We start from the raw sequence: 24,221 nt of genomic DNA on the forward strand, positions 1-24,221 counted from the left end.
TCTGGAGAAACCATGCCCGCAGCTCCCCCGTCACGGGCCGGACTCGGCCTGCGAGGCGCGACGGCCGTCGCGCTGACCGCGGCGGCGACCCTGTTCGCCGGGCTCCTCGGCCCGGCGGCGGCGTACGCCGACACGCCCCCCTCCGACAGCGTCACCAGTGACAACGTCGAGCACCTCGCCAACGTCCCCAAGCCGGACGCGGTCAGCAACACCAACTCCGACCTGGCGTTCACCGGCGACCACGTCATCGGCGGTAACTACGACGGCTTCGTCATCTACGACGTCGCCGACCCGGCCGACCCGAAGATCGTCTCCGAGGTGGTGTGCCCCGGCGGCCAGGGCGACGTCTCCGTCAGCGGGGACCTCCTCTACTTCGCCGTCGACTCCCCCCGGGCCAACGACGAGTGCGGCGCCCCCGCCGTGCCGGTCACCGACCCGAACGGGTTCGAGGGCGTGCGGATCTTCGACATCTCGGACAAGGCCAACCCGCAGTACGTCTCGGCCGTGCGGACCGACTGCGGATCGCACACCCTGACCCTCGTGCCCGGGGCGGACCCCGCGACCGAACTGGTCTACGTCTCCTCCTACGCGCCCTCGGCGACCTTCCCCAACTGCCAGCCGCCGCATGACAAGATCGCGATCATCGAGGTCCCGGTGGACGACCCGGGTTCGGCCGCGATCGTCAACGAGCCGGTGCTCTTCCCTGACGGCGGCAACCACGACCAGCCCGGTCTGCTCCGACCCACCGAGGGCTGCCACGACATCACGGTCTACCCGGCCAAGGACCTCGCCGCCGGCGCCTGCATGGGCGACGGCATCATCATGGACATCTCCGACCCGGTCAACCCGGTCGTGACCGAGGTGGTCCAGGACGAGAACTTCGCGTTCTGGCACTCGGCGACCTTCACCAACAACGCCGAGGCCGTCCTGTTCACCGACGAGCTCGGTGGTGGCGGTGCGGCCACCTGCACCGAGGAGATCGGCCCCGAGCGCGGCGCCAACGCCATCTACTCCCTGGACGAGACCGCTGACGGCGGCCACGCCCTGGAGTTCGCGAGCTACTTCAAGATCGACCGCCACCAGGGCGACCAGCAGTCCTGTGTCGCGCACAACGGGTCGCTCATCCCGGTTCCTGGGAAGAACTACTTCGTGCAGTCCTGGTACCAGGGCGGCATCTCGATCATCGACTTCAACGACCTCAGCAACCCCCGCGAGATCGGCTACTTCGACCCCGACAACCGGATCGACCCGGACATCGAGAACGGCAGCACCTGGTCCGCGTACTACTACAACGGTCACGTGTACTCCTCGGACATGCGCCGCGGTCTGGACGTCCTCAAGCTCACCGATCCCCGCCTGAGGGCGGCCGAACGGGTGACCTACGAGGAGTTCAACCCGCAGACCCAGCCGGCCTACCGCCCCGGGCGGTAACCAGCGACGACGTACCGGGGTGCCGCGCGAGCCACGCGCGGCACCCCCGCGTGCTGTCACCCCCACCCCCAACCCCCACCAGGAAGGCAGACCCATGCGCACCTCCCCGCGCCGCGTCGCCGCAGTGGCGACGGCCGCGGCCGCGACGCTGTTCGCCGGGCTCCTCGGCCCGGCGGCGGCGTACGCCGACACGCCGCCCTCGGACGAGATCTCCAGCGACAACGTCGAGCTCGTGGCCAACGTCCCCAAGCCCGAGGCGGTCAACAACACCAACTCGGATCTGGCGTTCACCGGCGACTACGCCATCGGTGGCAACTACGACGGCTTCGTCATCTACGACATCTCCGAGCCCGAGGACCCGAGGATCGTCTCCGAGGTGGTGTGCCCCGGCGGTCAGGGAGACGTCGCGGTCAGCGGCGACCTCCTGTACTTCGCCGTGGACTACCCCCGCGCGAACGACGAGTGCGGCGCGCCCTCCGTGCCGGTCACGGACCCGAACGGGTTCGAGGGTGTTCGCATCTTCGACATCTCGGACAAGGCCAACCCGCAGTACGTCTCGGCGGTGCGCACCGACTGCGGTTCGCACACCCTGACCCTGGTCCCCGGTGACGCTGAGCGCGAGTACGTGTACGTGTCCTCGTACTCGCCCTCGGCGAACTTCCCCAACTGCCAGCCGCCGCACGACAAGATCGGCGTCATCGAGGTGCCGCTCGAAGCGCCCTCGGAGGCGTTCCTGGTCAACGAGCCGGTGCTGTTCCCGGACGGCGGCCACCGCACCACCACGGGCTGCCACGACATCACGGTGTTCCCGTCCAAGGACATCGCCGCCGGCGCCTGCATGGGCGACGGCATCCTGATGGACATCTCGGACCCGGCCTCGCCGGTGGTCACCGAGGTGGTCCAGGACGAGAACTTCGCGTTCTGGCACTCGGCGACCTTCACCAACGACGCCCGCACGGTGCTGTTCACCGACGAGCTCGGCGGCGGCGGTGCGCCCACGTGCACCGAGGAGATCGGCCCGGAGCGCGGCGCCAACGCCATCTACACCCTCGACGGTGAGGGCGCGGACTCCGCGCTGGAGTTCGCGAGCTACTTCAAGATCGACCGCCACCAGGGCGACCAGGTGTGCGTGGCCCACAACGGGTCGCTCATCCCGGTCCCCGGCCAGGACTACTTCGTGCAGTCCTGGTACCAGGGCGGCGTCTCGGTGATCGACTTCAACGACCCGGCCAACCCGCGCGAGATCGGCTACTTCGACGCGGACTCGCGGATCGACCCGGACATCCAGGACAACGACACCTGGTCGACGTACTACTACAACGGTTACGTGTACTCGTCCGACATCGACCGGGGCCTGGACGTCCTCAAGCTGACCGACCCGCGCCTGCGCGCGGCCGAGCGGGTCACGTACGAGGAGTTCAACCCGCAGACCCAGCCGGTCTACCGCCCCGGCCGGTAAGCGTCACCGACGCTCAGGGGTCGGGGGCCGCGTGCCCCCGGCCCCGTCTCAGTCGAAGAGGTCCTCGGGCCGGTCCACCGTGACGGCCGCGGGGACCCACTTCTCCAGGGTCGCCAGGTCCGCGCAGCCCTCGATGCGCTCGCGGACCTCGTCCGAGACGCCGAACCCGCGTGCCTCCAGCACCGAGACGACGCTGCGCGCCGCCTCAGCCGCGCGGCCTTCCTCCCGGCCTTCCTCTCGGCCTTCCTCTCGGCCGATACCGACGTACTTGCGGGCGAAGTCGCTCTGCCACTCGTAGGTCTCCACAGCCATCAAGCCCTCCAGCTCCTTGCGAGCGGCCTCATTGAGGCCGGACAGCACATAGTCATAGTAGAACGCCCGGTTTCGCTCGGGCGTGGAATCCAGGGCCTCCACCACCGCGTTCAGTGTGCGGATATCGGAGCTGCCGTGCGCGTGGGCGGACAACACGGAGAGCTCCGGCAGATCGCGGGCCTGGTCCGTCCGCGCGATCACCGGCATCCTGCTGGGACCGATGGCCAGCGGTGCAAGATCGAACCCGGGGTGCCCGGTTCGGATCGGAGCGGCACACCAGTTCGCGAGGGCATCGGTTGGGCACAGGACCACCAGCAGCGTCGGACATTCCAGGCGGGTGTGAAGGTTGACCACATAGGCGGGCCAGGTCAGACGTTTCTCCTTGTCACGGCCGTTCTGGCGCTCGACCACGACCGCCATGACGTTCTCCGGTCCGTCACGCAGGAGGACGGCGCCGTCGGCGTTGAGCTCCTTGGGGTCGCAGTTGGTCATGGCCGTGCTGGTGTTGACCACCTCCGTGTGATGGGGGATCTCGAACCCCAAAGATTCCACCAGGACCGGAGCCAGCGCGGGTTGGTTCTGTACAAGACGAAGAGGGATCTCGTGCTCTCGTGTGGGCATGCGGCTCCTTGGAGCGAAGGGTCCGACGCGCATGACGAATCAGGGCATGGGACGACCAGGGGTGACCAAGGATGATCGTGCCGCGAAGAGCGGGTATGAGTGGGGGTTATGCGGGACGCGGGTCGAAGAGGCGGTCGGTGGGGGCGTCGAGGACCTCCAGGACGCGACCGGTGAAGTAGACCGTGCCCAGGGCGAGGACGCGTTGGCCGAGGGCCGTGAGGGCGGCGGGGGAGAGGTCCTCGGCGCGGACGCGGTTCCAGTGGTCGGGGAGGGCGTGCTCGAAGCGCAGGTGCTCCTCCGGGAGGCGCACGGCGGTCACCGGCACACCCCGGAGGGCGTCGACCGCCCCGGAGACGTCCTTGTGGTCGGGCAGGCACAGCAGGACGTGGTCCACACCGCCCCACAGGTCGCGGGCGTGCGACAGCGCGGCGGTCACGCCGACGCGGTCGATGGCGGAGTCCACCACGACCTCGGTGGCCGAGCCGGGCACGGTGTGCCCCGACAGGCGGGCGGGCAGGTTCACGGTGCCCAGGACCTCGTGGAGCCGTGCGGCCGTCGCCGGAGGCCTGCCCAGCAGTTCCAGCATCCGGGTGGCGGCGGCCGTGCCCAGGACGCCGTTGGCGGCGGACAGGCCCCGGGGCCGCAGTGCCTCGGGGGGTTCGGACGCGGTCGCGGGGTCCACGACCTCCGGGGAGAGCCGTTCGCGGGTGTCGGCCAGGGTCCCGGCCACGACGGGCGCCACCTCGGCGCTCTGCGGCAGGGTCACCAGCGCACGGGTGCGTTCGGGGTGGACCACGCGGGTCTTCTCACGTGCGATCTCCGCCACAGTGTCCCCGAGGACCCCCACGTGCTCGGCGAAGACCATGCCCAGCGCCACCACCTGCGGGCCCAGGAGACGCAGCTCGTCGCGGTGGCCGCCCATGCCGGCCTCCAGGACGCACACGTCGGCTCCGACCGCTCGTGCGTGCAGCAGCCCGGCCACCAGGAACATCCCGCTGGGCGCCAGGTATCCCTCCCCGGGGGAGGGCAGGGACCGCCGGGCGGCCTCCACGGTGTGGCCGAGGCCGCGGAGTTCCTCGTCGGTCACGGACACCCCGTCGACCCGGATCCGTTCGCGGTACCCCCGGAAGCTCGGCCCGGTCACCAGGACGGTCCGCAGACCGGCGGCGGACAGCGTCGCCGCCGCGTAGGTGGCCGTGCTCCCCTTCCCCTTGGAACCCACCACACCGAGCACGGGCATCGGCGCCGGATCCAGGTCCAGCTCGGCCAGGAGCGCGGCCGCGCGGTCCAGGCTGCGCGCGTGGCCGGGGGCGCGACCCGCCCACTCGGAGAAGAACGGTTCGACGATCGGGTCAAAGCTGGGCATGCCCCCAGTATGGTCGGCGCGGTGTGCGTCGCCGTACGTCCGACCCCGCATCGGAGCCCAGGTGGGGCCGCGTACACTGGCGCGGGTGTACACCCCGACCACCGAGACCCCGTGAGTGGCGCGGGCGCCCACGAGCGCTACGCCGAGGTCACCGCGGAGATTCTCTCCCGCGCGCCCGAATCCGACATCGACCCCACTCTGGACCGTGTCCGCACGGTCCTGGACCTGCTGGGTGACCCGCACCGCAACTTCCGGGTCATCCACGTCACCGGGACCAACGGCAAGACGTCCACCGCCCGGATGATCGACGCGCTCGTGCGCGGCCGAGGCCTGCGCGTGGGCCGCTACACCAGCCCCCACCTGCGGACGGTGCGGGAGCGGATCGTCGTCGACGGCGAGCCGATCTCGCAGGAGGAGTTCGTCGAGGCCTACGACGACATTCGGCCGTACCTGGAGATGGCCGACTCGATGTGCGACATCCGGTTGTCGTTCTTCGAGATCCTCACCGTTATGGCCTACGCCGTGTTCGCCGACGCCCCCGTGGACGTCGCCGTGGTGGAGGTCGGCATGGGCGGCAGCTGGGACGCCACCAACGTCGTCGACGGCGACGTGGCAGTGATCACGCCCATCGGGATCGACCACACCGAGTACCTGCCCGACACCCTCGACGGCATCGCCGAGGAGAAGGCCGGAATCATCAAGCCCGGATCGGTCACCGTCATGGCGCAGCAGCCGCTTCCCGCCGCCGAGGTCCTGCTCCGGCACGCCGCCGAGGTCGGGTCCACCGTGGCCCGCGAGGGGCTGGAGTTCGGCGTGACCTCCCGCGAGGTCGCCGTCGGCGGCCAGCAGGTCGCCGTCAAGGGCCTCACCGGCACCTACGACAACCTCTTCCTGTCGCTGTTCGGCGAACACCAGGCCAGCAACGCGGCGGTCGCCATCGCGGCCGTCGAGGCCTTCTCCGCCTCCGAGGACGCGGCCGGACTCGACCCCGTGATCGTCGGCGAGGGCCTGGCCGGGATCGACTCCCCGGGCCGCATGGAGGTCGTGCGCACCAGCCCGACCGTCATCGCCGACGCCGCCCACAACCCGGCCGGAATGATCGCCACCGCCGCCGCCGTGGAGGAGGCCTTCTCGTTCTCCAGGCTGATCGGCGTGATCGCGATCATGGCCGACAAGGACGTCGAGGGCATCCTGGAACCCCTCGAACCACTGCTCGACGAGATCGTGGTCACCCGCAACTCCTCACCTCGTTCCCTCGACCCGGCACAGCTGACCGACATCGCCCGGCAGATCTTCGGCGAGGACCGCGTGCACGTGGCCGCGCGGCTCGACGACGCCATCGACCAGGCCGTGGGCCTGGCCGAGGCGGGCGGCGAGTTCGGCGGTACCGGCGTGCTGGTCACCGGATCGGTCGTCACCTCGGGCGACGCGATCCACCTGCTGCGCGGTTCCGGGGACTGAAGACCCACAGACGAAGGGAGAACGCCGTGCGTACACTCTGCGCCGTAGTCCTCGTGTTCGAGGCCGTCGTGATCGGTCTGGCGATCCCGATCGCCATCAACCTGGAGGGTGCCGACCCCGCCGTGGCGGGCGGTGTCTGGGGCGGCATGGCGCTGGCCGCCCTGCTGCTGTCCGGCCTCCAGAAGCACACCTGGGCGCACTACGCGTCGTGGGTGCTCCAGGCGGCCTTCCTGTTCAGCTCCTTCATGGTCACCGGGGCGCCCCTGGTCGCGATCGTGTTCGTGTCCCTGTGGGTCACCGGCGTGATCCTGGGGCGCAGGGTCGACGCCGTCCGCGCCGCCCATGAGGAACGGGCCGAGCAGGAGGAGGGCGCGGGCGTCGGCGGGCCGTCCTAGGGCGATCGGGCTCTCCCCCCGCGTCCACGGAGCAAACGCGATAGTGTGACGCACGTCCGGGCAGACGAGCGGACCCGCACGGCGGAACCTCCCCCCGCCTCGTCCCCGAGCCCCGGTCACACACCCGTTCACCCCACCGCGTGCGCTCGCCACTGCGGGCCCAGGCCCCCTTGTGCCACGCGGGGGTCCCCAATGAGGAGTTGAAACGCACGTGGAGCGCACTCTCGTTCTCATCAAGCCCGACGGTGTCCGCCGCAGCATCGTCGGTGAGGTCATCTCGCGCATCGAGCGCAAGGGCCTGAACCTGGTCGCGATGGAGCTGCGCACGCTCGACGCGGACACCGCGAAGACGCACTACGAGGAGCACGCCTCGCGTCCGTTCTTCGACTCGCTGGTGGAGTTCATCACCGGTGGTCCGCTGGTCGCCATGGTGGTCGAGGGCGAGCGCGCCATTGAGGCCTTCCGTGCCCTGGCCGGCGCCACCGACCCGGTGACCGCCACGCCCGGGACGATCCGCGGCGACTTCGCCCTGGAGGTCCAGAAGAACATCGTCCACGGCTCGGACTCCACCTACTCCGCCGACCGCGAGATCAAGCTGTTCTTCCCCGACCTGTAGGGGTTCCGGGCCCGTGAGCCCTAGTCTTGGTGTCCCGAGGTGCGTGAGCGCCCGGGACACCATTTCTTTTCTCACCCTTGTACGGTGACGAGGCAACAATTCGGTGTGTTTGCGTAACGGGCTAAGTGCTGACCGTTACGATGCGGAGGACTGGATACCTAACGTGCTGGAACGACCACGTATGGTCGTGACCGCGCGTCCCCGCCCGACACGGCGCCTCTGAGGACGTTACATGCCGAACAACCTTGCATTTCTCGGCCGGGACATGGCCGTAGACCTTGGTACCGCCAACACACTCGTGTACGTACGCGGACGCGGCATCGTCCTGAACGAGCCCTCCGTGGTCGCGCTCAACACCTCGACCGGCAAGATCGTGGCGGTCGGTATCGAGGCCAAGCAGATGATCGGCCGCACGCCGACCAACATCACTGCCATCCGCCCCCTCAAGGACGGTGTCATCGCCGACTTCGAGGTCACCGAGCGCATGCTGCGGTACTTCATCCAGAAGATCCACCGCCGTCGCCACTTCGCCAAGCCCCGCATCATCGTCGCGGTCCCGAGCGGCATCACCTCGGTCGAGCACCGCGCGGTCAAGGAGGCGGGCTACCAGGCCGGGGCGCGCCGCGTGTACATCATCGAGGAGCCCATGGCCGCGGCCATCGGCGCCGGGCTCCCGGTCCACGAGCCCACCGGCAACATGGTGGTCGACATCGGCGGCGGCACCACCGAGGTCGCCGTCATCTCCATGGGCGGCATCGTCACCTCCCAGTCCATCCGCGTGGGCGGCGACGAACTCGACCAGGCGATCATGACCTTCATCAAGAAGGAGTACTCCCTGATGATCGGGGAGCGCACCGCCGAGGAGCTCAAGCTCGCCATCGGCTCCGCCTACCCCACGGGCGCGGAGGAGCTGCACGCGGAGGTACGCGGACGCGACCTCATCAGCGGGCTGCCCAAGACCATCGTCCTGTCCGAGTCCGACGTGCGCCAGGCCATCGAGGAGCCGGTCACCGCGATCATCGACGCGGTCCGCACCAGCCTCGACAAGTGCCCGCCCGAACTCTCCGGCGACATCATGGACCGGGGCGTGGCGGTCACCGGCGGCGGCGCCCTGCTGCGCGGCCTCGACGACCGTCTCCTCCACGAGACCGGAATGCCCATCCACGTGGCCGACAACGCGCTCGACTCCGTCGCCGTGGGCTCGGGCACCTGCGTGGAGAACTACGAACGCCTCCACCAGGTCCTCGTCCCGGAACGGCGGCGTTGACATGCTCCGCGACTCCACGCGGTCCCGGCTGTTCCTCGCCGTGCTCGTCGTGGCGGCCGTCGTCCTGATGGTCCTGGACTCGCGGGCGGGCAGCAACCCGGTCACCTCGGTCGCCCGGGGCGGCGGCGAACTCGTCTTCGCCCCCACCGCGACCGCGGTCGGTCTGGTCGCCGGGCCCGCCGCCACGCTCTACGAGGGCGTGAGCCAGGGTCCGAAGTCGGCCGCCCGGGTCGCCGAACTGGAGGCCGCCAACGCCGAACTGGAGTCGGACCTCCAGGCGGCCCGACTCGACGAGGGACGCGCGGACCAGCTCGACGAGCTCCTGCACCTGTCCGGTCTGGGCGGCTACGAGATCGTCCCGGCCCAGGCCGTCACCCGCACCACGGCGCAGGGCTACGCGCACACCGTCACCATCGACGCGGGCACCGACTCCGGGATCCGCCCCGACATGACCGTCGTCAGCGGCTCCGGCCTGGTCGGACGGGTGATCGAGGCCGGGCCCCGACTCGCCACCGTCAAGCTCGCCACCGACGTCAACTCGACTGTCGGCGCGCGGCTCGAGAAGACCAGCAAGATCGGCGCGATCAGCGGAGGCAGCGTGCCGGGCGGCCCCGAGGCCGACCTCACCCTGGAGCTCTTCGACATGGAGGCCCCCATCGACGAGGGGGACCGCGTGCTCACGCTCGGCTCACACGACGGCGCGCCCTTCGTGCCGGGGGTGCCCATCGGCACCGTCGACGAGGTCCACGTGGCGCCCGGGGCGCTGAGCCGGATCGCCCGCATCACCCCGGCCGTGGACTTCGCGTCCCTGGACATGGTGGGTGTGGTCGTCTCCGGCCCCGCCGAGGACCCGCGCGACTCCGTGCTCCCGCCCAAACCCGACCCCGAGGGGGACCAGTGAGGACCGCAGGGACCCTGCTGTTGGTGGCCGTTGCGGTGCTCGCCCAGGCCACCATCGTCAACCGTCTGCCCTTCGAGTGGGGCCCGGACCTGGTCCTCGCGGCGGTCGTCGCCGTCGCCCTGACCACCAACCCCGCCGCCGCCGCCGGGTGCGGCTTCGCGGCGGGGCTGGCCATGGACGTCCTGCCCCCGGCCGAACACCCGATGGGCCGGTACGCCCTGGTTCTGTGCGTGGCCGCCTACCTCGTCTCACTGCTACGAGCCAACACCGGCCTGGGCGGCGCGGTGGGCAACGCCGTCTCGAACTGGACCGCCCTGGGCATCACCGCCGTCACGGCGGTGGGCGTGGGGCTGAGCTACGCGCTCGTCGGCTTCCTGATGGGCGACGCCAACATCACGCTCGCGGTGGTCAGCGTCCGCGTCGGCGTCGGCGCGCTCCTGACCGCCCTGTTCGCCACGGTGGTGACCCTGCCGATCCTGTGGGTGCGCACCTCGCTCGCGGAGAGCGACTTCGCCACCATCCAGGGGCCGACCTCGATCAGAGGGTGGTGACCCCGTGCACAAGCCGCCCACCAACCCTTCGCGTCCCGGCCGCAGGCTCGGCTGGTTCGGACTCTTCCTGGCCCAGTTCCTGGTGCTGGCCCTGTTCGCGGTCCTGGTCGCCCGGCTCTGGTACCTCCAGGTGCCCATGGCCGACCACTACCGCGAGCTCGCCGTCTCCAACCACCACCAGGAACTGGTCGTCCCCGCCACCCGGGGGCAGATCCTCGACTCCAGCGGCCGCGTCGTGGTCAACAACAAGACCGAACTCCTGGTCTCGGCCGACTACCACCAACTCCAGGGGATGAAGGACGGCGGGGAGAAGGTCCTCAGCGACCTCTCCGGCGTCCTCGACGTCCCCCTTGAGGAACTCCAGCAGCGCATGCGCCTGTGCGGTCCCGAGGTCCAGCGTCCCTGCTGGCCCGGGTCGCCCTACCAGCCCGTCACCCTCGCCGAGGACGTGGAGGGCCCGGTCGCGCTCCAGATCATGGAGCGCGCCGACGACTTCCCGGGGATCACCGCGCAGGCCCAAGCCGTGCGCGAGTACCCCTACGGCGACCACGCGGGCCAGATGCTCGGCTACCTCCAGCCCGTCACCCAGGAGGAGCTGGAGGCGCGCGAGGAGCTGCGCACCCAGTTCACCGGGATCGACATGGTGGGCCGTGACGGCCTGGAGGCCGTCTACGACAAGGAGTTGCGCGGCAACGCCGGGCTGCGCACCCTGGGCGTCAACAACCACGGCGAGATCATGGACGTCATCTCCGAGCGCCTCCCCGAAGCTGGCATGCACCTGGTGACCCACATGGACATGAACGTCCAGAAGGTCGCCGAGGAGGCGCTGGCCCGGGGCATGGAGGGAGCCCGGCCCAAGTACAAGGCCGACTCCGGCGCCGCGGTCGTCCTGGACGTCACCAACGGCGGGGTCGTGGCCATGGCCAGTCTGCCCACCTACGACCCCACCATCTGGGACGGCGGCATCGACCAGGAGACCTTCGACGCCATGCTCAGCGAGGAGGCCGGGGAGCCGCTGCTCTCCCGCGCCGTCCAGGGCACGTACCCGCCCGGCTCCACCTTCAAGGTGTCGTCGCTGTCGGCCGCCGTCGAGAACGGGTACTCGCTGCGCAGCAGCTACGCCTGCCCCGGCTCGGTCAACCTTGCCGGTCAGAACTACGAGAACTACGCGGGCGCGGGTCAGGGCAGCATCACCCTGAAGCAGGCGATCATCGCCTCCTGCAACACCGTGTTCTACAACTTCGGCTACCAGATGTGGTCCAAGGACGGCGGACTCCACCCGGACGGCGACCCCGAGGAGGCCATGGCCGACATGGCGCGCGGCTACGGGTTCGGCTCGCCCACCGGCGTCGACCTGCCNTCCCCGACCGCGAGTGGAAGCGCACCTTCTGGGAGGAGACCCGGGAGGTCAACTGCAAGCGTGCCGAGGACGGCTACCCGGAGATCGCCGAGAGCGACCCGTCCCAGGCCGCCTACCTCAAGCAGCTCGCCCATGAGCACTGCGTGGAGGGTTTCGAGTGGAGGGCCAGCGAGGCGATCAACTTCTCGATCGGCCAGGGTGACGTCCTCGTCAGCCCGCTCCAGCTGGCCAGCGCCTACGCGTCCATCGCCAACGGCGGCACACTGTACGAGCCCCGCGTGGCCAAGGCCATGGTCGCGGCCGACGGCTCGAAGGTCGATCCGATCGAGCCCACGGTCAAGAACGAGGTCCCGGTCAGCGACGAGACCATCAAGTACCTCCAGGAGGCCCTGGCGGAGGTGACCACGTCCGGTACCGGTGGTGGCGCCTTCTCCGACTTCCCGCAGGACAAGGTCGCCGTCGCGGGCAAGACCGGCAGTGCCGACGCGCAGGGCCGACAGGTGTCGTCCTGGTTCGCCTCCTACGCGCCGGTGGACGACCCGCAGTACGCCATCGTCGTCCTGGTCTCCCAGGGTGGTACCGGCGGTGAGACCGCCGCGCCGATCGCCCGCGAGATCTACGAGGGCCTGTACGGGTTCTCTTCCGCTGGTGACACCGAGGACGTGAAGGAGGGCAAGCCGCTGCTGCCCGGCGGCAAGCCGCACACCGAACTGCCGGTCGTCCGCCAGGACGGTTCCATCGAGACGCTGGAGCCCTGATGATCACGAACATGGGAGGACCGCCCCGGCGCCAGAACGACCTGGGGCGGACCCTCAGCACGGCGGCGGGCGGGGCGCGCCGCCTCGACTGGGTCCTGATCGCCTGCGTGCTGGCGCTCGCCGGGATCGGATCGCTGCTGGTGTGGTCGGCGACCCTGCCGGGCGACGGGGGCGACCCGTTGGAGTCCCTGGACCACCTCGTGCGCCACCTGGTCCACCTCGCCGTGGCCGTGGTGGTGTGCCTGATCCTGGCAGCGGTGGACTACCGGACGGTCCGCGCCTACGCGCCGATCGCCTACGGGTTCTCGGTGGTCACCCTCGTCCTGGTGCTCACGCCCCTGGGCGCCGTGATCAACGGTTCGCGCGGCTGGATCGTGATCGGCGGATTCCAGTTCCAGCCCAGTGAGCTGGCCAAGGTCGGCCTGATCCTGGTCCTGGCCACTCTTCTCGGTGAGCCCAGGGACGGCGAGACCCGGCCGATGACCAGGGACGTGCTGTTCTGCCTCCTGGTGATGGCGATCCCGCTCGGGCTCGTCATGCTCCAGCCCGACCTCGGGACCAGCCTGGTTCTGTGCGCGATCTTCCTCGGCATGCTCACGCTGTCCGGGGCCCCGGTCGTGTGGGTGGCGGGCATGCTGTCCTGCGGCGCGCTGGCGGCGCTGGCCGTGTGGTGGTTCGACCTGCTGGAGCCCTACCAGCTGGACCGGATCGCGACTCTGATGGACCCGGCGGCCGACCCGCAGGGCGCGGGCTACAACTCCGCGCAGGCGCTGATCGCCGTGGGGTCGGGCGGTTTCGACGGGACCGGGCTGTTCCAGGGGGAGCAGACACACGGACGGTTCGTTCCCGAACAGCACACCGACTTCATCTTCACCGTGGCGGGGGAGGAGCTGGGCTTCGTCGGCTCCGGGGCGATCATCGTGTTGTTCGCCGTGGTGATCTGGCGGATCCTGCGCATCGCCCAGGGGTGCGACCAGCCCTACCCGCGCCTGCTGTGCGTCGGGGTGGCCTCCTGGTTCGGGTTCCAGGCCTTCATCAACATCGGGATGGGCCTGGGCATCCTGCCGGTGACCGGTCTGCCGCTGCCGTTCGTGTCCTACGGCGGCACGGCGATCCTCGCGAACATGCTGGCACTCGGCCTGGTGCTGGGTGTGAACTCCCGGGACCGGGGCTTCGAGTTCTGATCAGCGCGAACGACCCCGGACGGGCCTGTGGATGACCGGTCCGTGAGGACCCCGGGCGGCTAACCTGGTGTGATCCAGCCAGACACGATGTCCGCCGATCGAAGGCCCACACCATGTCCGTCGAAAGCCTCTTCCCGCGTCTCGAAGCCCTGCTGCCCCAGGTGAGCAAGCCGATCCAGTATGTGGGCGGTGAGCTCAACTCCGTGGTCAAGCCCTGGGACTCCGCGCGGGTGCGCTGGGCGCTGATGTATCCGGACGCCTACGAGGTGGGAGTGCCCAACCAGGGCGTGCAGATCCTCTACGAGGTCCTCAACGAACGCGAGGGCGTGCTGGCCGAGCGCGCCTACGCGGTCTGGCCGGACATGGAACGGCTGATGCGCGAGCACCGCGTCCCGCACTTCACCGTGGACTCCCACCGGCCGATCCGCGCCTTCGACGTCCTCGGTCTGAGCTTCGCCAGCGAGATGGGCTACACCAACATGCTCACCGCGCTGGACCTGGCGGGCATCCCGCGCCGCACCGCGGACCGCACCGAGGAGGACCCGGTCGTCCTGGCCGGGGGCCACTCCGCGTTCAACCCCGAGCCCATCGCCGACTTCCTGGACGCCGTGGTGCTCGGTGACGGCGAGGAGATCACCCTCGCCATCACCGAGATCATCCGCGAGTTCAAGGAGGAGGGCGCCCCCGGCGGACGGGACGGCCTCCTCCTGCGGCTGGCCGCCACCGGCGGGGTGTACGTGCCGCGCTTCTACGACGTGGCCTACCTCGACGACGGGCGGATCGCCGGGTACGCGCCCAACCGCGCCGGTGTGCCGGACACCGTGCAGAAGCACACCGTGATGGACCTCGACCAGTGGCCGTACCCGAAGCGGCCCATCGTCCCCACGGCGGAGTCGGTGCACGAGCGGTACAGCGTGGAGATCTTCCGGGGCTGCACGCGCGGCTGCCGGTTCTGTCAGGCCGGGATGATCACCCGGCCCGTGCGCGAGCGCAACCAGGAGACCGTCCAGAGGATGGTGGAGGAGGGGGTGAAGGCCTCCGGCTTCCAGGAGGTGGGTCTGCTCTCGCTCTCCAGCGCGGACCACAGTGAGATCGGTGACATCGCCCGCAACCTCGCCGACCACTACGAGGGCACCAACACCGGCCTGTCCCTGCCCTCCACCCGCGTGGACGCCTTCAACATCGACCTCGCCAACGAACTCACCCGGAACGGCCGCCGCTCCGGGCTGACCTTCGCCCCCGAGGGCGGCAGCGAACGCATGCGCCGGGTGATCAACAAGATGGTCACCGAGGAGGACCTCATCCGCACCGTCACCGCCGCCTACGCGGCCGGGTGGCGCCAGGTGAAGCTCTACTTCATGTGCGGACTCCCCACCGAGGAGGACGAGGACGTCCTGGCCATCGCGGACCTCGCCACCGAGGTGATCCGGACCGGCCGCGAGGTGACCGGGCGCAAGGACATCCGCTGCACCGTCTCCATCGGCGGGTTCGTCCCCAAGCCGCAGACCCCGTTCCAGTGGGCGGCCCAGACCTCGCACCAGGACGTGGACGCCCGGCTGCGCAGGCTGCGGGACCGGATCCGCGGCGACCGCAGGTACGGGAAGTCCATCGGGCTGCGCTACCACGAGGGACGTCCGTCGATCATGGAGGGCCTGCTGTCCCGGGGCGACCGCCGGGTCGGCCGGATCGTCGAGGAGGTGTGGCTCGCGGGCGGCCGGTTCGACGGCTGGAGCGAGCACTTCTCCTACGACCGCTGGATGAGGGCGGCCGAGGCCGGGCTGGCCGGGACCGGTGTGGACGTGGACTGGTTCACCACCCGTGAGCGCGACGAGGACGAGGTCCTGCCGTGGGACCACCTCGACGCGGGGCTGGACCGCTCCTGGCTCTGGCAGGACTGGCAGGACTCACTGCACGGCGAGGAGTCCCTGGAGATCGACGACTGCCGTTGGAACCCCTGCTACGACTGCGGTGTGTGTCCCACCATGGGCACCGAGATCCAGATCAACGACCAGGCCGGGGGCCGCCCGATGCTGCCCCTGACCGTGGTCTGAGACGGGGGCCGGGCCGGTCCCGCCGGGGGTGGGGCCGGTCCCGCGAGGGGCTGGTGAGGTTCGTGGGTACGGCGACCGCACCCGTGAACCGGGGCAAGCAGTGTGTGATGGGGGGAAAGGGAGTAGGATTCGCGCTCCGGGCGCCCTCCGCGGTGTGGCTCGACCTCGTCGTGTGCCGTTGGCACCGGGGGAGCGTCCGGGGGAGAAGGTGTACGGCCCGGCGCCCCGCTCGCGCCGGGCCGTACGTGAAGTAAGACTCGCGGGGGATACCGGGGGTTGCCATGGTTGCGGGATTTCTTTGGATTTTTTTTCCGCACCCCCGTGTTCTGGTGGTGAACGCCGGTTCAGTGCCCGCTCGGACCCGGTCGGGACTTTTCGATCGGGGGCCGTCGGGGGAGGTACCGGTATGCGTGTCCCGCTTGGCTCGTGTGCACTTCGGCGCACCGTACGCTGAACAGGACGAGGAACAGCCCCTGAGGGCCGCCACAGACGGCCCTGAACCAAGGGGGCACTGAGGAAAGGAGTTGAGCTGCCCCCCGCACACGAGGGCACCACCTCACCCTCCACCGCCAACCCCGGCCAGAGGCTGCGCGTCCGCTACGCCAAACGTGGACGCATGCGCTTCGCGAGCCACCGGGACATAGCCCGGGTACTGGAGAGAGCCCTGCGCAGGGCCTCGGTTCCCGTGGCCTTCTCCGCTGGCTTCTCACCACACCCCAAGATCTCCTACACCGGTGCGGCCCCCACCGGGGTCGCCAGCGAGGCGGAGTATCTTGAGCTCACCCTGGCCGAGGCACGCCGACCCGAACAGGTCAGGACCGCGATCGACGCGGCGATGCCCGACGGGATCGACGTGATCGAGGTCGTCGAGGCCGGGACCCAGGGCCTGGCCGACCGGCTCGAGGCCTCCCAGTGGCGCGTGGAGATGGCGGACGTCGACCCCGACGACGCCGCCAGGGCGGTGGCCACCTATCTGGCCGCCGAGAGCGTCGAGGTGGAACGGATGACGAAGAAGGGCCGACGCCGCTTCGACACCCGCCCGGCCGTCCTCGATATCGACGTGTGTCACCGATCCCATGGGCGCGTCCCAGGGGACCGACACGCGACATATGCCATACTTCGAATGGTCATACGGCACACGACACCTGCTGTACGACCAGACGACGTGCTGACCGGCCTCCGCCAACTGGCCGACCTCGCGCCGCCGTCATCACCGACGATGACCAGGCTGGCGCAGGGGCCACTGGACGAGGCGACAGGTGTGATCGCTGATCCGTTCGACGCGGACCGACCCGAGGCTCCCATCACTGAGAGCGCCGGGACCGCGCACGACCAGAAGAACGATCGACGCACCCGCTCACCACGGACGTCATCGCCCATGACGGGATCTTCGTCATGAAGGGCCCCAAAGTGGGGAACATGGGCGAAACCACAGGACTTTGCCCCGACGGCACACCGGTGTCGTCGGCGCTGACACAGCGACGACAGCGCTCGTGAGCCGCGCCACCGACCGATGAGGTCGCGGTGCGCCCGAGTGCTTTGACGGGAGACCGCCCGGATGCTCGAGAACGAGCCCAACAACGGTGCCGAAGGCGCCGCGGGTACAACTGAAACAACCGAGAACACGGCGGCGGCGCCCCCTGCGGGGGACGGCGCGGTGCGGGTGACCACACCCGCGCCGGCCAAGGGCGCTCGCCGCGCGGCAGGACCACCCCCCGAGCCCGACGACGTCTTCTCCGCGCCCACCGCGCCGGTCACCAAACTGGCCGGTTCCGGAGAGGTCGGCACCGTCAACACCTCGGTGTCCGCGAGCTCCCGCAAGCGCACCGTGCGCGCGGCGGGCCGTCCGGACGACGCTCCGGCCGCCGCGCAGCGCCGTACGCGTGCCCGCGCCACGGCCGAGAAGGCGAGCGCTCCCGCTCCGGAGCCCGCTGAGGTGAAGGAGCCCGCCGAGACCGCGGGCGACGCCAAGGAGCCCAAGGAGACCGGACGCGGCCGTACGCGCGGAAGGACACGCTCCCGCTCCGCCAAGACCGTCGAGGCACCCGCCCCGGAGGCCGTCGAGGAGACCGGGGAGGCCCCCGCCGAGACCGGCGGCGCCGTCTTCCAGCCTCCCGGCGCCATGCTCTTCCAGCCCCCGGTGGCCAGTGCCGCCGTCCAGACCCGCCCCAAGGCCGAGCCGGTGGTCGAAGCCGACACCGAAACGGACGAGGACGACACCGAGGACGAGTCGGCCGAGGCCCCCGCCGAGGAGACGGGCTCCGACGAGCGCCCCAGCCGTCGCCGTCGCCGCCGCGGCGGCCGTGGACGCGGTCGCTCGCGCGGCGCGGAGGACTCCGACAACGACGAAGGCGACTCCGCCGCGTCCGAGGACGACACCAGGGACCAGCGCGGGGACGACCGGGCGGCCGCCGAGGAGGACGACTCCGAGGACGAGTCCGGTGACGACTCCGCCGAGGGCGAGCGCGGCGGCAGCCGTCGCCGTCGTCGCCGTCGTCGGCGTTCGGGATCCGGTGGCGACTCCACCAACGACGACCCGCCGAACACCGTGGTCAAGGTGCGCGAGCCGCGCCAGGAACGGCCCATCGAGAACGAGGTGCAGGCGGTCCGCGGCTCCACCCGCCTCGAGGCCAAGAAGCAGCGCCGCCGCGAGGGGCGCGAGCAGGGCCGCCGCCGCGCGCCCATCGTCACCGAGTCCGAGTTCCTGGCCCGCCGTGAGGCGGTCAAGCGCGACCTGGTCGTGCGCCGGACCGGCGACCGCACCCAGATCGCCGTCCTCGAGGACGACATCCTGGTCGAGCACTACGTCGACCGCGCCACCCACCGTTCCTACGTGGGCAACGTGTACCTGGGCCGGGTGCAGAACGTCCTGCCGTCGATGGAGGCCGCCTTCGTCGACATCGGCAAGGGCCGCAACGCCGTGCTGTACGCGGGCGAGGTCAACTGGGACTCGTTCGGCCTGGACGGCCAGCCCAAGCGCATCGAGTCGGTACTCAAGTCCGGCCAGTCGGTCCTGGTGCAGGTCACCAAGGACCCGGTCGGCCACAAGGGTGCTCGCCTGACCAGCCAGATCAGCCTGCCCGGCCGCTACCTCGTGTACGTGCCCGGCGGTTCGATGACCGGCATCAGCCGCAAGCTCCCGGACAAGGAGCGCGCGCGCCTCAAGACCATCCTCAAGAAGGTGATGCCCTCCGGTGCCGGTGTGATCGTGCGCACGGCCGCCGAGGGCGCCAGCGAGGAGGAGCTGGAGCGCGACATCACGCGTCTGGCCAAGCAGTGGGACTCGATCAAGCGCAAGTCCAAGTCGGCCAACGCCCCGTCCCTGCTCAACAGTGAGCCGGACCTGACGGTGCGCGTGGTGCGCGACGTCTTCAACGAGGACTTCTCCAGCCTGGTCGTCTCCGGCGACGAGGCCTGGACCACCGTCCACGAGTACGTGGACTACGTGGCGCCCAACCTCTCCGAGCGGCTGTCGCACTGGGACGAGGACCGCGACGTCTTCTCCGCGTACCGGATCGACGAGCAGATCAACAAGGCCCTGGAGCGCAAGGTCTGGCTGCCCAGCGGCGGTTCGCTGATCATCGACCGCACCGAGGCCATGACCGTGGTCGACGTCAACACCGGCAAGTTCACCGGTCAGGGCGGCAACCTCGAGGAGACGGTCACCAAGAACAACCTGGAGGCGGCCGAGGAGATCGTCCGCCAGCTCCGCCTGCGTGACATCGGCGGCATCATCGTCATCGACTTCATCGACATGGTGCTGGAGTCCAACCGGGACCTGGTGCTGCGCCGGATGCTGGAGTGCCTGTCCCGTGACCGGACCAAGCACCAGGTGGCCGAGGTCACCTCGCTCGGACTGGTGCAGATGACCCGCAAGAGGGTCGGCCAGGGCCTGCTCGAAGCCTTCTCGCACACCTGTGACCACTGCAACGGTCGCGGCCTGCTGCTCTCCGGCGACCCGGTGGAGAACAAGGGCGGCGGTGGTGGCGGCACCGGCGGACGCAAGAAGAAGAAGGGCAAGGGCGACGCCGAGTCGACCGGGGACAAGGCATCCTCGGGTGACAAGGACGCCTCGGGCAAGGCGGACAGGTCCGACAAGCAGGACGGCGACGACCTCCCCGTGAACGGCGAGGAGGCGGCCGACCAGCCCGTCGAGCAGGCCGAGAAGCCCGCCAAGGCGGAGAAGGCGGAGAAGACCACCAGGAAGAGCCGTGGCCGCAAGGCAGCGGAGCCGGTGGCCGCCGGAGCCGACCAGTCCGAGTCGGCTCCCTCTGGCGAGTCCGCTCCGGCCGAGGCCCCGGCCGCCGAGGAGGCCGCTCCCGCGAAGAAGACGCGTAAGCGCTCCTCGCGTGCGAAGAAGGTCGCCGAGCCCACTGAGGCGGCCGAGGGGTCCGCGTCGGAGGACAAGCCGGCTGAGGAGCCCGCTGAGGCCCCTGTGGCCGAGGAGGCCCCGGCCAGGAAGACCCGTCGGCGCACCAGCACCCGCAAGGCGGCCCCGGCCGACAGCGGTGAGGGTGAGCAGACACCGGCGAGCGGTGCCGAGCAGGTCTCGGACTCCGACGCCACCGAGACACCCGCCACCGCGGAGGGTGACGCCGACGGCGCCACCGAGCGGCCCAAGCGCCGCCGTACGCGGCGGACCAAGGCGGCGGTGACCTCACAGACCAGTGAGTCCACCGCGGTCGACGTCCGCTGACCAGCGGTCGAGGCGGGACAGCAGTCTGGCCCGGACCCGTTCACGAACGGGTCCGGGCCAGGGCACGTGTGCGGGCCTGTGTCGGGTCGGTGGTAATCTGATGGACGGTGCGTCGGCGCGCCCCAAATGTTCGCGCGCCCCGAGACCGCAGTGCTCTCCACCAAGGTGGGTTTGTTTCCCTCAGATCCCCGCGCCCCGCTACAGGCGATTCGTGGATCGTGGCATCACGGTCATGAGTGAGCGCATTATTCGTTGAGCGAGCAGGAAGAGAGTTACCCGGTGTACGCGATCGTGCGAGCGGGCGGCCGACAGGAGAAGGTGTCTGTCGATGACGTCCTGAACATCGACAGGGTCTCCGACGAGACCGGCGCCACCCTCACGTGGCAGCCCATCCTTGTGGTCGACGGTGACAATGTCATCAGCGAGGCCGACAAGCTGAGCGGCTACACGGTCACCGCCGAGGTCCTCGGCGAGACCAAGGGCCCCAAGATCAACATCCTGAAGTACAAGAACAAGACCGGTTACAAGAAGCGCCAGGGTCACCGCCAGAAGCACACCCAGGTGCGCGTCACCGGCATCGCGGCGAAGTAGGAGGCCTGGAGAAATGGCACATAAGAAGGGCGCTTCGTCCAGCCGTAACGGTCGTGACTCGAACGCCAAGCGCCTCGGCGTGAAGCGCTTCGGCGGTCAGGCCGTCTCGGCCGGTGAGATCCTGATCCGTCAGCGCGGCACCAAGTTCCACCCCGGTGCGAACGTCGGCCGTGGCGGCGACGACACGCTGTTCGCGCTGGTCGATGGCGAGGTCAAGTTCGCCAACTTCCGCGGTCGCAAGGCCGTCAACATCGTTCCGGTCGCCGCCGAGTAGGCTGCGCCGGCAACAGCGGTTTTTCGGGGGCGGGCCAGGGAACACTGGCCCGCCCTTCGCGTTGTCACTGGTGAGATGACGCATGAGGAGTACCGGTCCACGCCGGGTGGCGGGGACCGCAAGAGTAACGGGGAGAGCTATGCCTGACTTCGTCGACGAGGCGGTCTTGCACGTCAAGGCCGGGAACGGCGGGCATGGCTGTGCCTCCGTGCACCGTGAGAAGTTCAAGCCGCTGGGCGGCCCGGACGGCGGCAACGGCGGCCAGGGCGGCGACGTCGTCCTGGAGGTCGACGCCCAGTCCGCGACGCTGCTGGACTACCAGCGCCGTCCGCACCGCAACGCCCAGAACGGCACTCCGGGCCAGGGCGGCCACCGGGCCGGAGCCAAGGGGCAGGACCTGGTCCTGACCGTCCCCGACGGCACCGTGGTCACCAAGGGCGACGGGGAGGTCATCGCCGACCTGGTCGGCCACGGCACCCGCCTGGTGCTGGCCCAGGGCGGCAGTGGCGGCCTGGGCAACGCCGCGCTGGCCTCCAAGAAGCGCAAGGCCCCCGGCTTCGCCCTCAAGGGCGAGGAGGGCGAGGCCTTCGACGTGCGCCTGGAGATGAAGACCATCGCCGACGTCGGCCTGGTGGGCTTCCCCAGCGCCGGGAAGTCGTCGCTGATCGCGGCGATGTCGGCGGCCCGGCCCAAGATCGCCGACTACCCGTTCACCACCCTCATCCCGAACCTGGGAGTGGTGGAGGCGGGCGCGACCCAGTACGTCATCGCCGATGTGCCCGGCCTGATCCCCGGTGCGAGCGCGGGCAAGGGCCTGGGCCTGGAGTTCCTGCGCCACATCGAGCGCTGCTCCACCCTGCTGCACGTCCTGGACTGCGCCACCTACGAGCAGGGCCGCGACCCGGTCAGCGACCTCGACGCCCTGGAGGCGGAGCTGTCCGCCTACAGCGAGCAGGCCGGGGTGGACCTGTCCGACCGCCCGCGCATCGTCGCTCTGAACAAGGTGGACGTCCCCGAGGCACGCGACCTCGCCGACATGGTCACCCCCATGCTGGAGGAGCGCGGCTACAAGGTGATGGAGGTCTCCGCGGCCTCCCGTGAGGGTCTGCGCGAACTCTCCTTCGCCCTGGCCGAGCAGGTGGCGGCGGCCCGTCAGGCCGCACCGGTCGAGGAGCCCACCCGCATCGTGCTGCGCCCGAAGATGATCGGGGACGTCCCCTTCGAGGTCGTGCCGCTCGGCGACAACTCCTTCCAGGTGCGCGGTGACAAGCCCGCCCGGTGGGTGCGTCAGACCGACTTCTCCAACGACGAGGCCGTCGGCTACCTGGCCGAGCGGCTCAACCGCCTCGGCATCGAGGAGGCGCTGGCCAAGGCCGGTGCCACCCAGGGCGCCGAGGTGCAGATCGGCACGGACGAGGACGCCGTGGTCTTCGACTGGGACAACTCGATGGACGCCGAGGTCGTCCCGTCCGGCCCGCGCGGAACCGACGCCCGGCTGGGCTGACCCGCGCGGGGACCGACCGCTCCACACCAGCCGGACCCAGACAAGGTACGAGCACGGCGCTCGGGAGGGCGCCGTGCCACGGATGGAAAGCCCCTCGTGGTGCACAGCGCAGACACCCAGCAGCACACCGGCCGACTAGCCGGGCAGAGTGACGTCGACACCCTGGAGTCGGCCGGGCGGGCGGCGGTCGCCGGGGCCCGCCGGGTCGTGGTCAAAGTGGGGTCGTCCTCACTGACCACCCCGGACGGGCTGATCGACTCCGGCCGGATCAGGGACCTGGTCGAGGTCCTGGCGGACCGCAGGGCCCTCGGCCAGGAGGTGATCCTGGTCTCCTCCGGCGCGGTGGCCGCCGGGATGGCGCCGCTGGGTATGGCCCGCCGCCCGCACGATCTTGCCTCACAGCAGGCCGCCGCCAGTGTCGGCCAGGGACTCCTCGTGGCCTCCTACGCCGCCGAGCTGGCCGGGCACGGTCTGACCGCCGCCCAGGTTCTGCTGACGGTGGAGGACATGATGCGCCGGGTGCAGCACCGTAACGCCCAGCGCACGCTGCGCCGCCTGCTGGACATCGGCGCCCTGCCGATCGTCAACGAGAACGACACCGTGGCCACCCACGAGATCCGGTTCGGAGACAACGACCGCCTCGCCGCTCTGGTCGCGCACCTGATGAGAGCCGACGCCCTCGTGCTGCTCTCCGACGTGGACGCGCTCTACGACGGCAACCCCGCCGACGAGGGGACCTCGATCGTGCACCTGGTGCGCGGACGGGACGACCTGGACGGGATCGACATCGGCTCCTCGGGGAAGCGGGGCGTGGGCACCGGCGGGATGGTCACCAAAGTTGACTCGGCGCGCATCGCCACCGAGGCCGGGGTGCCCACCCTCCTGACCTCGGCCGCCAACGTCCGTTCCGCCCTGTCCGGCGAGCGGGTGGGCACGTTCTTCGCTGCCGCTGACGGCCGCCGCCCCTCCGCGCGCCAGCTGTGGCTGGCCCACGCCACGGCGGGGCGGGGCAGCCTGGTCCTGGACCCGGGGGCGGTCAACGCGGTGGTGCGTGAGAAGGCGTCGCTGCTGCCCGCCGGGGTCGTCGGGGTCGACGGCGACTTCAGTGCCGGTGACCCCGTGGATCTGCGCGACGAGCAGGGCACGGTGGTCGCCCGGGGCCTGGTCAACTACGACGCCGCCGAGATCCCGGACCTGATGGGCCGGTCCACCCGGTGGCTGGCCCGGGAGATGGGCCCCTCCTACGAGCGCGAGCTCGTGCACCGCGACGACCTCGTGGTGCTCTGACGGACGACGCCGAGGGCCGGTCCGGGCCGTGGGTCCGGGCCGGCCCTCGTTGTGTCCGGGAGTTCGATCACCGGCCGCGCCGTCGCCCTTCGCGCACGCCTGTCGTCCGTGCGTGAAAGAGTCCGAGAGAACGTCC

At 70.3% G+C, this 24,221-nt stretch carries 18 protein-coding genes and 1 pseudogene; 17 read left to right on the top strand and 2 right to left on the bottom strand.

The window, feature by feature from the left end; genetic code table 11:
- The first annotated feature begins 12 nt into the window (after positions 1–12).
- Together D452_RS0116195 and D452_RS0116200 are read left to right on the top strand one after the other, a co-directional pair.
- The gene (locus D452_RS0116195) at positions 13–1,431 is read left to right on the top strand and encodes an LVIVD repeat-containing protein (protein WP_017545198.1); all 1,419 of its coding nucleotides are present in this window, start codon (positions 13–15) and stop codon (positions 1,429–1,431) included.
- 94 nt (positions 1,432–1,525) lie between these two features.
- Positions 1,526–2,890, top strand: a complete 1,365-nt coding sequence (locus D452_RS0116200; protein ID WP_017545199.1) for an LVIVD repeat-containing protein — start codon at positions 1,526–1,528, stop codon at positions 2,888–2,890.
- Between the two features lie 48 nt (positions 2,891–2,938).
- Here the strand turns inward: D452_RS0116200 and D452_RS0116205 are convergent, their stop codons facing one another.
- A complete protein-coding gene (locus D452_RS0116205) occupies positions 2,939–3,823 on the bottom strand; it encodes a hypothetical protein (protein WP_026129375.1) in 885 nt (294 codons plus the stop codon).
- Between the two features lie 106 nt (positions 3,824–3,929).
- Entirely contained in the window at positions 3,930–5,189 is a 1,260-nt protein-coding gene (locus D452_RS0116210; RefSeq protein ID WP_017545201.1) for a folylpolyglutamate synthase/dihydrofolate synthase family protein, read from the bottom strand.
- Between the two features lie 111 nt (positions 5,190–5,300).
- Here D452_RS0116210 and D452_RS0116215 point away from each other — a divergent pair, with 111 nt between their 5' ends.
- The 15 genes and pseudogenes from D452_RS0116215 (at position 5,301) to proB (ending at position 24,085) form a co-directional block, all read left to right on the top strand.
- Positions 5,301–6,650, top strand: a complete 1,350-nt coding sequence (locus D452_RS0116215; RefSeq protein ID WP_017545202.1) for a bifunctional folylpolyglutamate synthase/dihydrofolate synthase — start codon at positions 5,301–5,303, stop codon at positions 6,648–6,650.
- Positions 6,651–6,676: 26 nt separating this feature from the next.
- A complete protein-coding gene (locus D452_RS0116220; RefSeq protein WP_026129376.1) occupies positions 6,677–7,045 on the top strand; it encodes a DUF4233 domain-containing protein in 369 nt (122 codons plus the stop codon).
- A 211-nt stretch (positions 7,046–7,256) separates the two neighbouring features.
- Complete coding sequence (gene ndk, locus D452_RS0116225; RefSeq protein WP_017545204.1) at positions 7,257–7,661, top strand: nucleoside-diphosphate kinase; 405 nt, start codon at positions 7,257–7,259, stop codon at positions 7,659–7,661.
- A gap of 232 nt (positions 7,662–7,893) precedes the next feature.
- Positions 7,894–8,928 (top strand): rod shape-determining protein, encoded by a 1,035-nt coding sequence (locus D452_RS0116230; RefSeq protein WP_026129377.1) that lies wholly within the window; start codon positions 7,894–7,896, stop codon positions 8,926–8,928.
- Position 8,929: 1 nt separating this feature from the next.
- Complete coding sequence (gene mreC, locus D452_RS0116235) at positions 8,930–9,829, top strand: rod shape-determining protein MreC (protein ID WP_017545206.1); 900 nt, start codon at positions 8,930–8,932, stop codon at positions 9,827–9,829.
- A complete protein-coding gene (mreD, locus tag D452_RS0116240) occupies positions 9,826–10,380 on the top strand; it encodes a rod shape-determining protein MreD (RefSeq protein WP_026129378.1) in 555 nt (184 codons plus the stop codon). The genes mreC and mreD overlap by 4 nt, the downstream gene beginning before the upstream one ends.
- Before the next feature lie 4 nt (positions 10,381–10,384).
- A pseudogene (gene mrdA, locus D452_RS28415) lies at positions 10,385–12,498 on the top strand (penicillin-binding protein 2).
- On the top strand, positions 12,498–13,682 hold the full coding sequence (gene rodA, locus D452_RS0116250; RefSeq protein WP_017545208.1) for a rod shape-determining protein RodA: 1,185 nt from the start codon (positions 12,498–12,500) through the stop codon (positions 13,680–13,682). Before mrdA ends, rodA begins: the two are co-directional and overlap by 1 nt.
- A 113-nt stretch (positions 13,683–13,795) precedes the next feature.
- Positions 13,796–15,733 (top strand): TIGR03960 family B12-binding radical SAM protein, encoded by a 1,938-nt coding sequence (locus D452_RS0116255; RefSeq protein WP_017545209.1) that lies wholly within the window; start codon positions 13,796–13,798, stop codon positions 15,731–15,733.
- A gap of 616 nt (positions 15,734–16,349) precedes the next feature.
- Positions 16,350–17,132 (top strand): TIGR03936 family radical SAM-associated protein, encoded by a 783-nt coding sequence (locus D452_RS0116260; RefSeq protein WP_017545210.1) that lies wholly within the window; start codon positions 16,350–16,352, stop codon positions 17,130–17,132.
- A 159-nt stretch (positions 17,133–17,291) separates the two neighbouring features.
- Positions 17,292–20,429, top strand: a complete 3,138-nt coding sequence (locus D452_RS0116265) for a ribonuclease E/G (RefSeq protein WP_026129379.1) — start codon at positions 17,292–17,294, stop codon at positions 20,427–20,429.
- 279 nt (positions 20,430–20,708) lie between these two features.
- Positions 20,709–21,020 carry a 50S ribosomal protein L21 gene (rplU, locus tag D452_RS0116270; protein WP_017545212.1) on the top strand — a complete coding sequence of 104 codons (312 nt, stop codon included), beginning with the start codon at positions 20,709–20,711 and terminating at the stop codon, positions 21,018–21,020.
- Positions 21,021–21,033: 13 nt separating this feature from the next.
- Positions 21,034–21,294: a 50S ribosomal protein L27 gene (gene rpmA, locus D452_RS0116275; RefSeq protein ID WP_026129380.1), complete on the top strand. Its 261-nt coding sequence runs from the start codon at positions 21,034–21,036 to the stop codon at positions 21,292–21,294.
- A 139-nt stretch (positions 21,295–21,433) separates the two neighbouring features.
- Positions 21,434–22,798 (top strand): GTPase ObgE, encoded by a 1,365-nt coding sequence (gene obgE, locus D452_RS0116280; protein ID WP_017545214.1) that lies wholly within the window; start codon positions 21,434–21,436, stop codon positions 22,796–22,798.
- Positions 22,799–22,897: 99 nt separating this feature from the next.
- On the top strand, positions 22,898–24,085 hold the full coding sequence (proB, locus tag D452_RS0116285; protein WP_040694005.1) for a glutamate 5-kinase: 1,188 nt from the start codon (positions 22,898–22,900) through the stop codon (positions 24,083–24,085).
- The last annotated feature ends 136 nt before the right edge of the window (positions 24,086–24,221 follow it).

Origin of the sequence: Nocardiopsis prasina DSM 43845, assembly GCF_000341265.1 — a bacterium.
Classification (GTDB): Bacteria; Actinomycetota; Actinomycetes; order Streptosporangiales; family Streptosporangiaceae; genus Nocardiopsis; species Nocardiopsis prasina.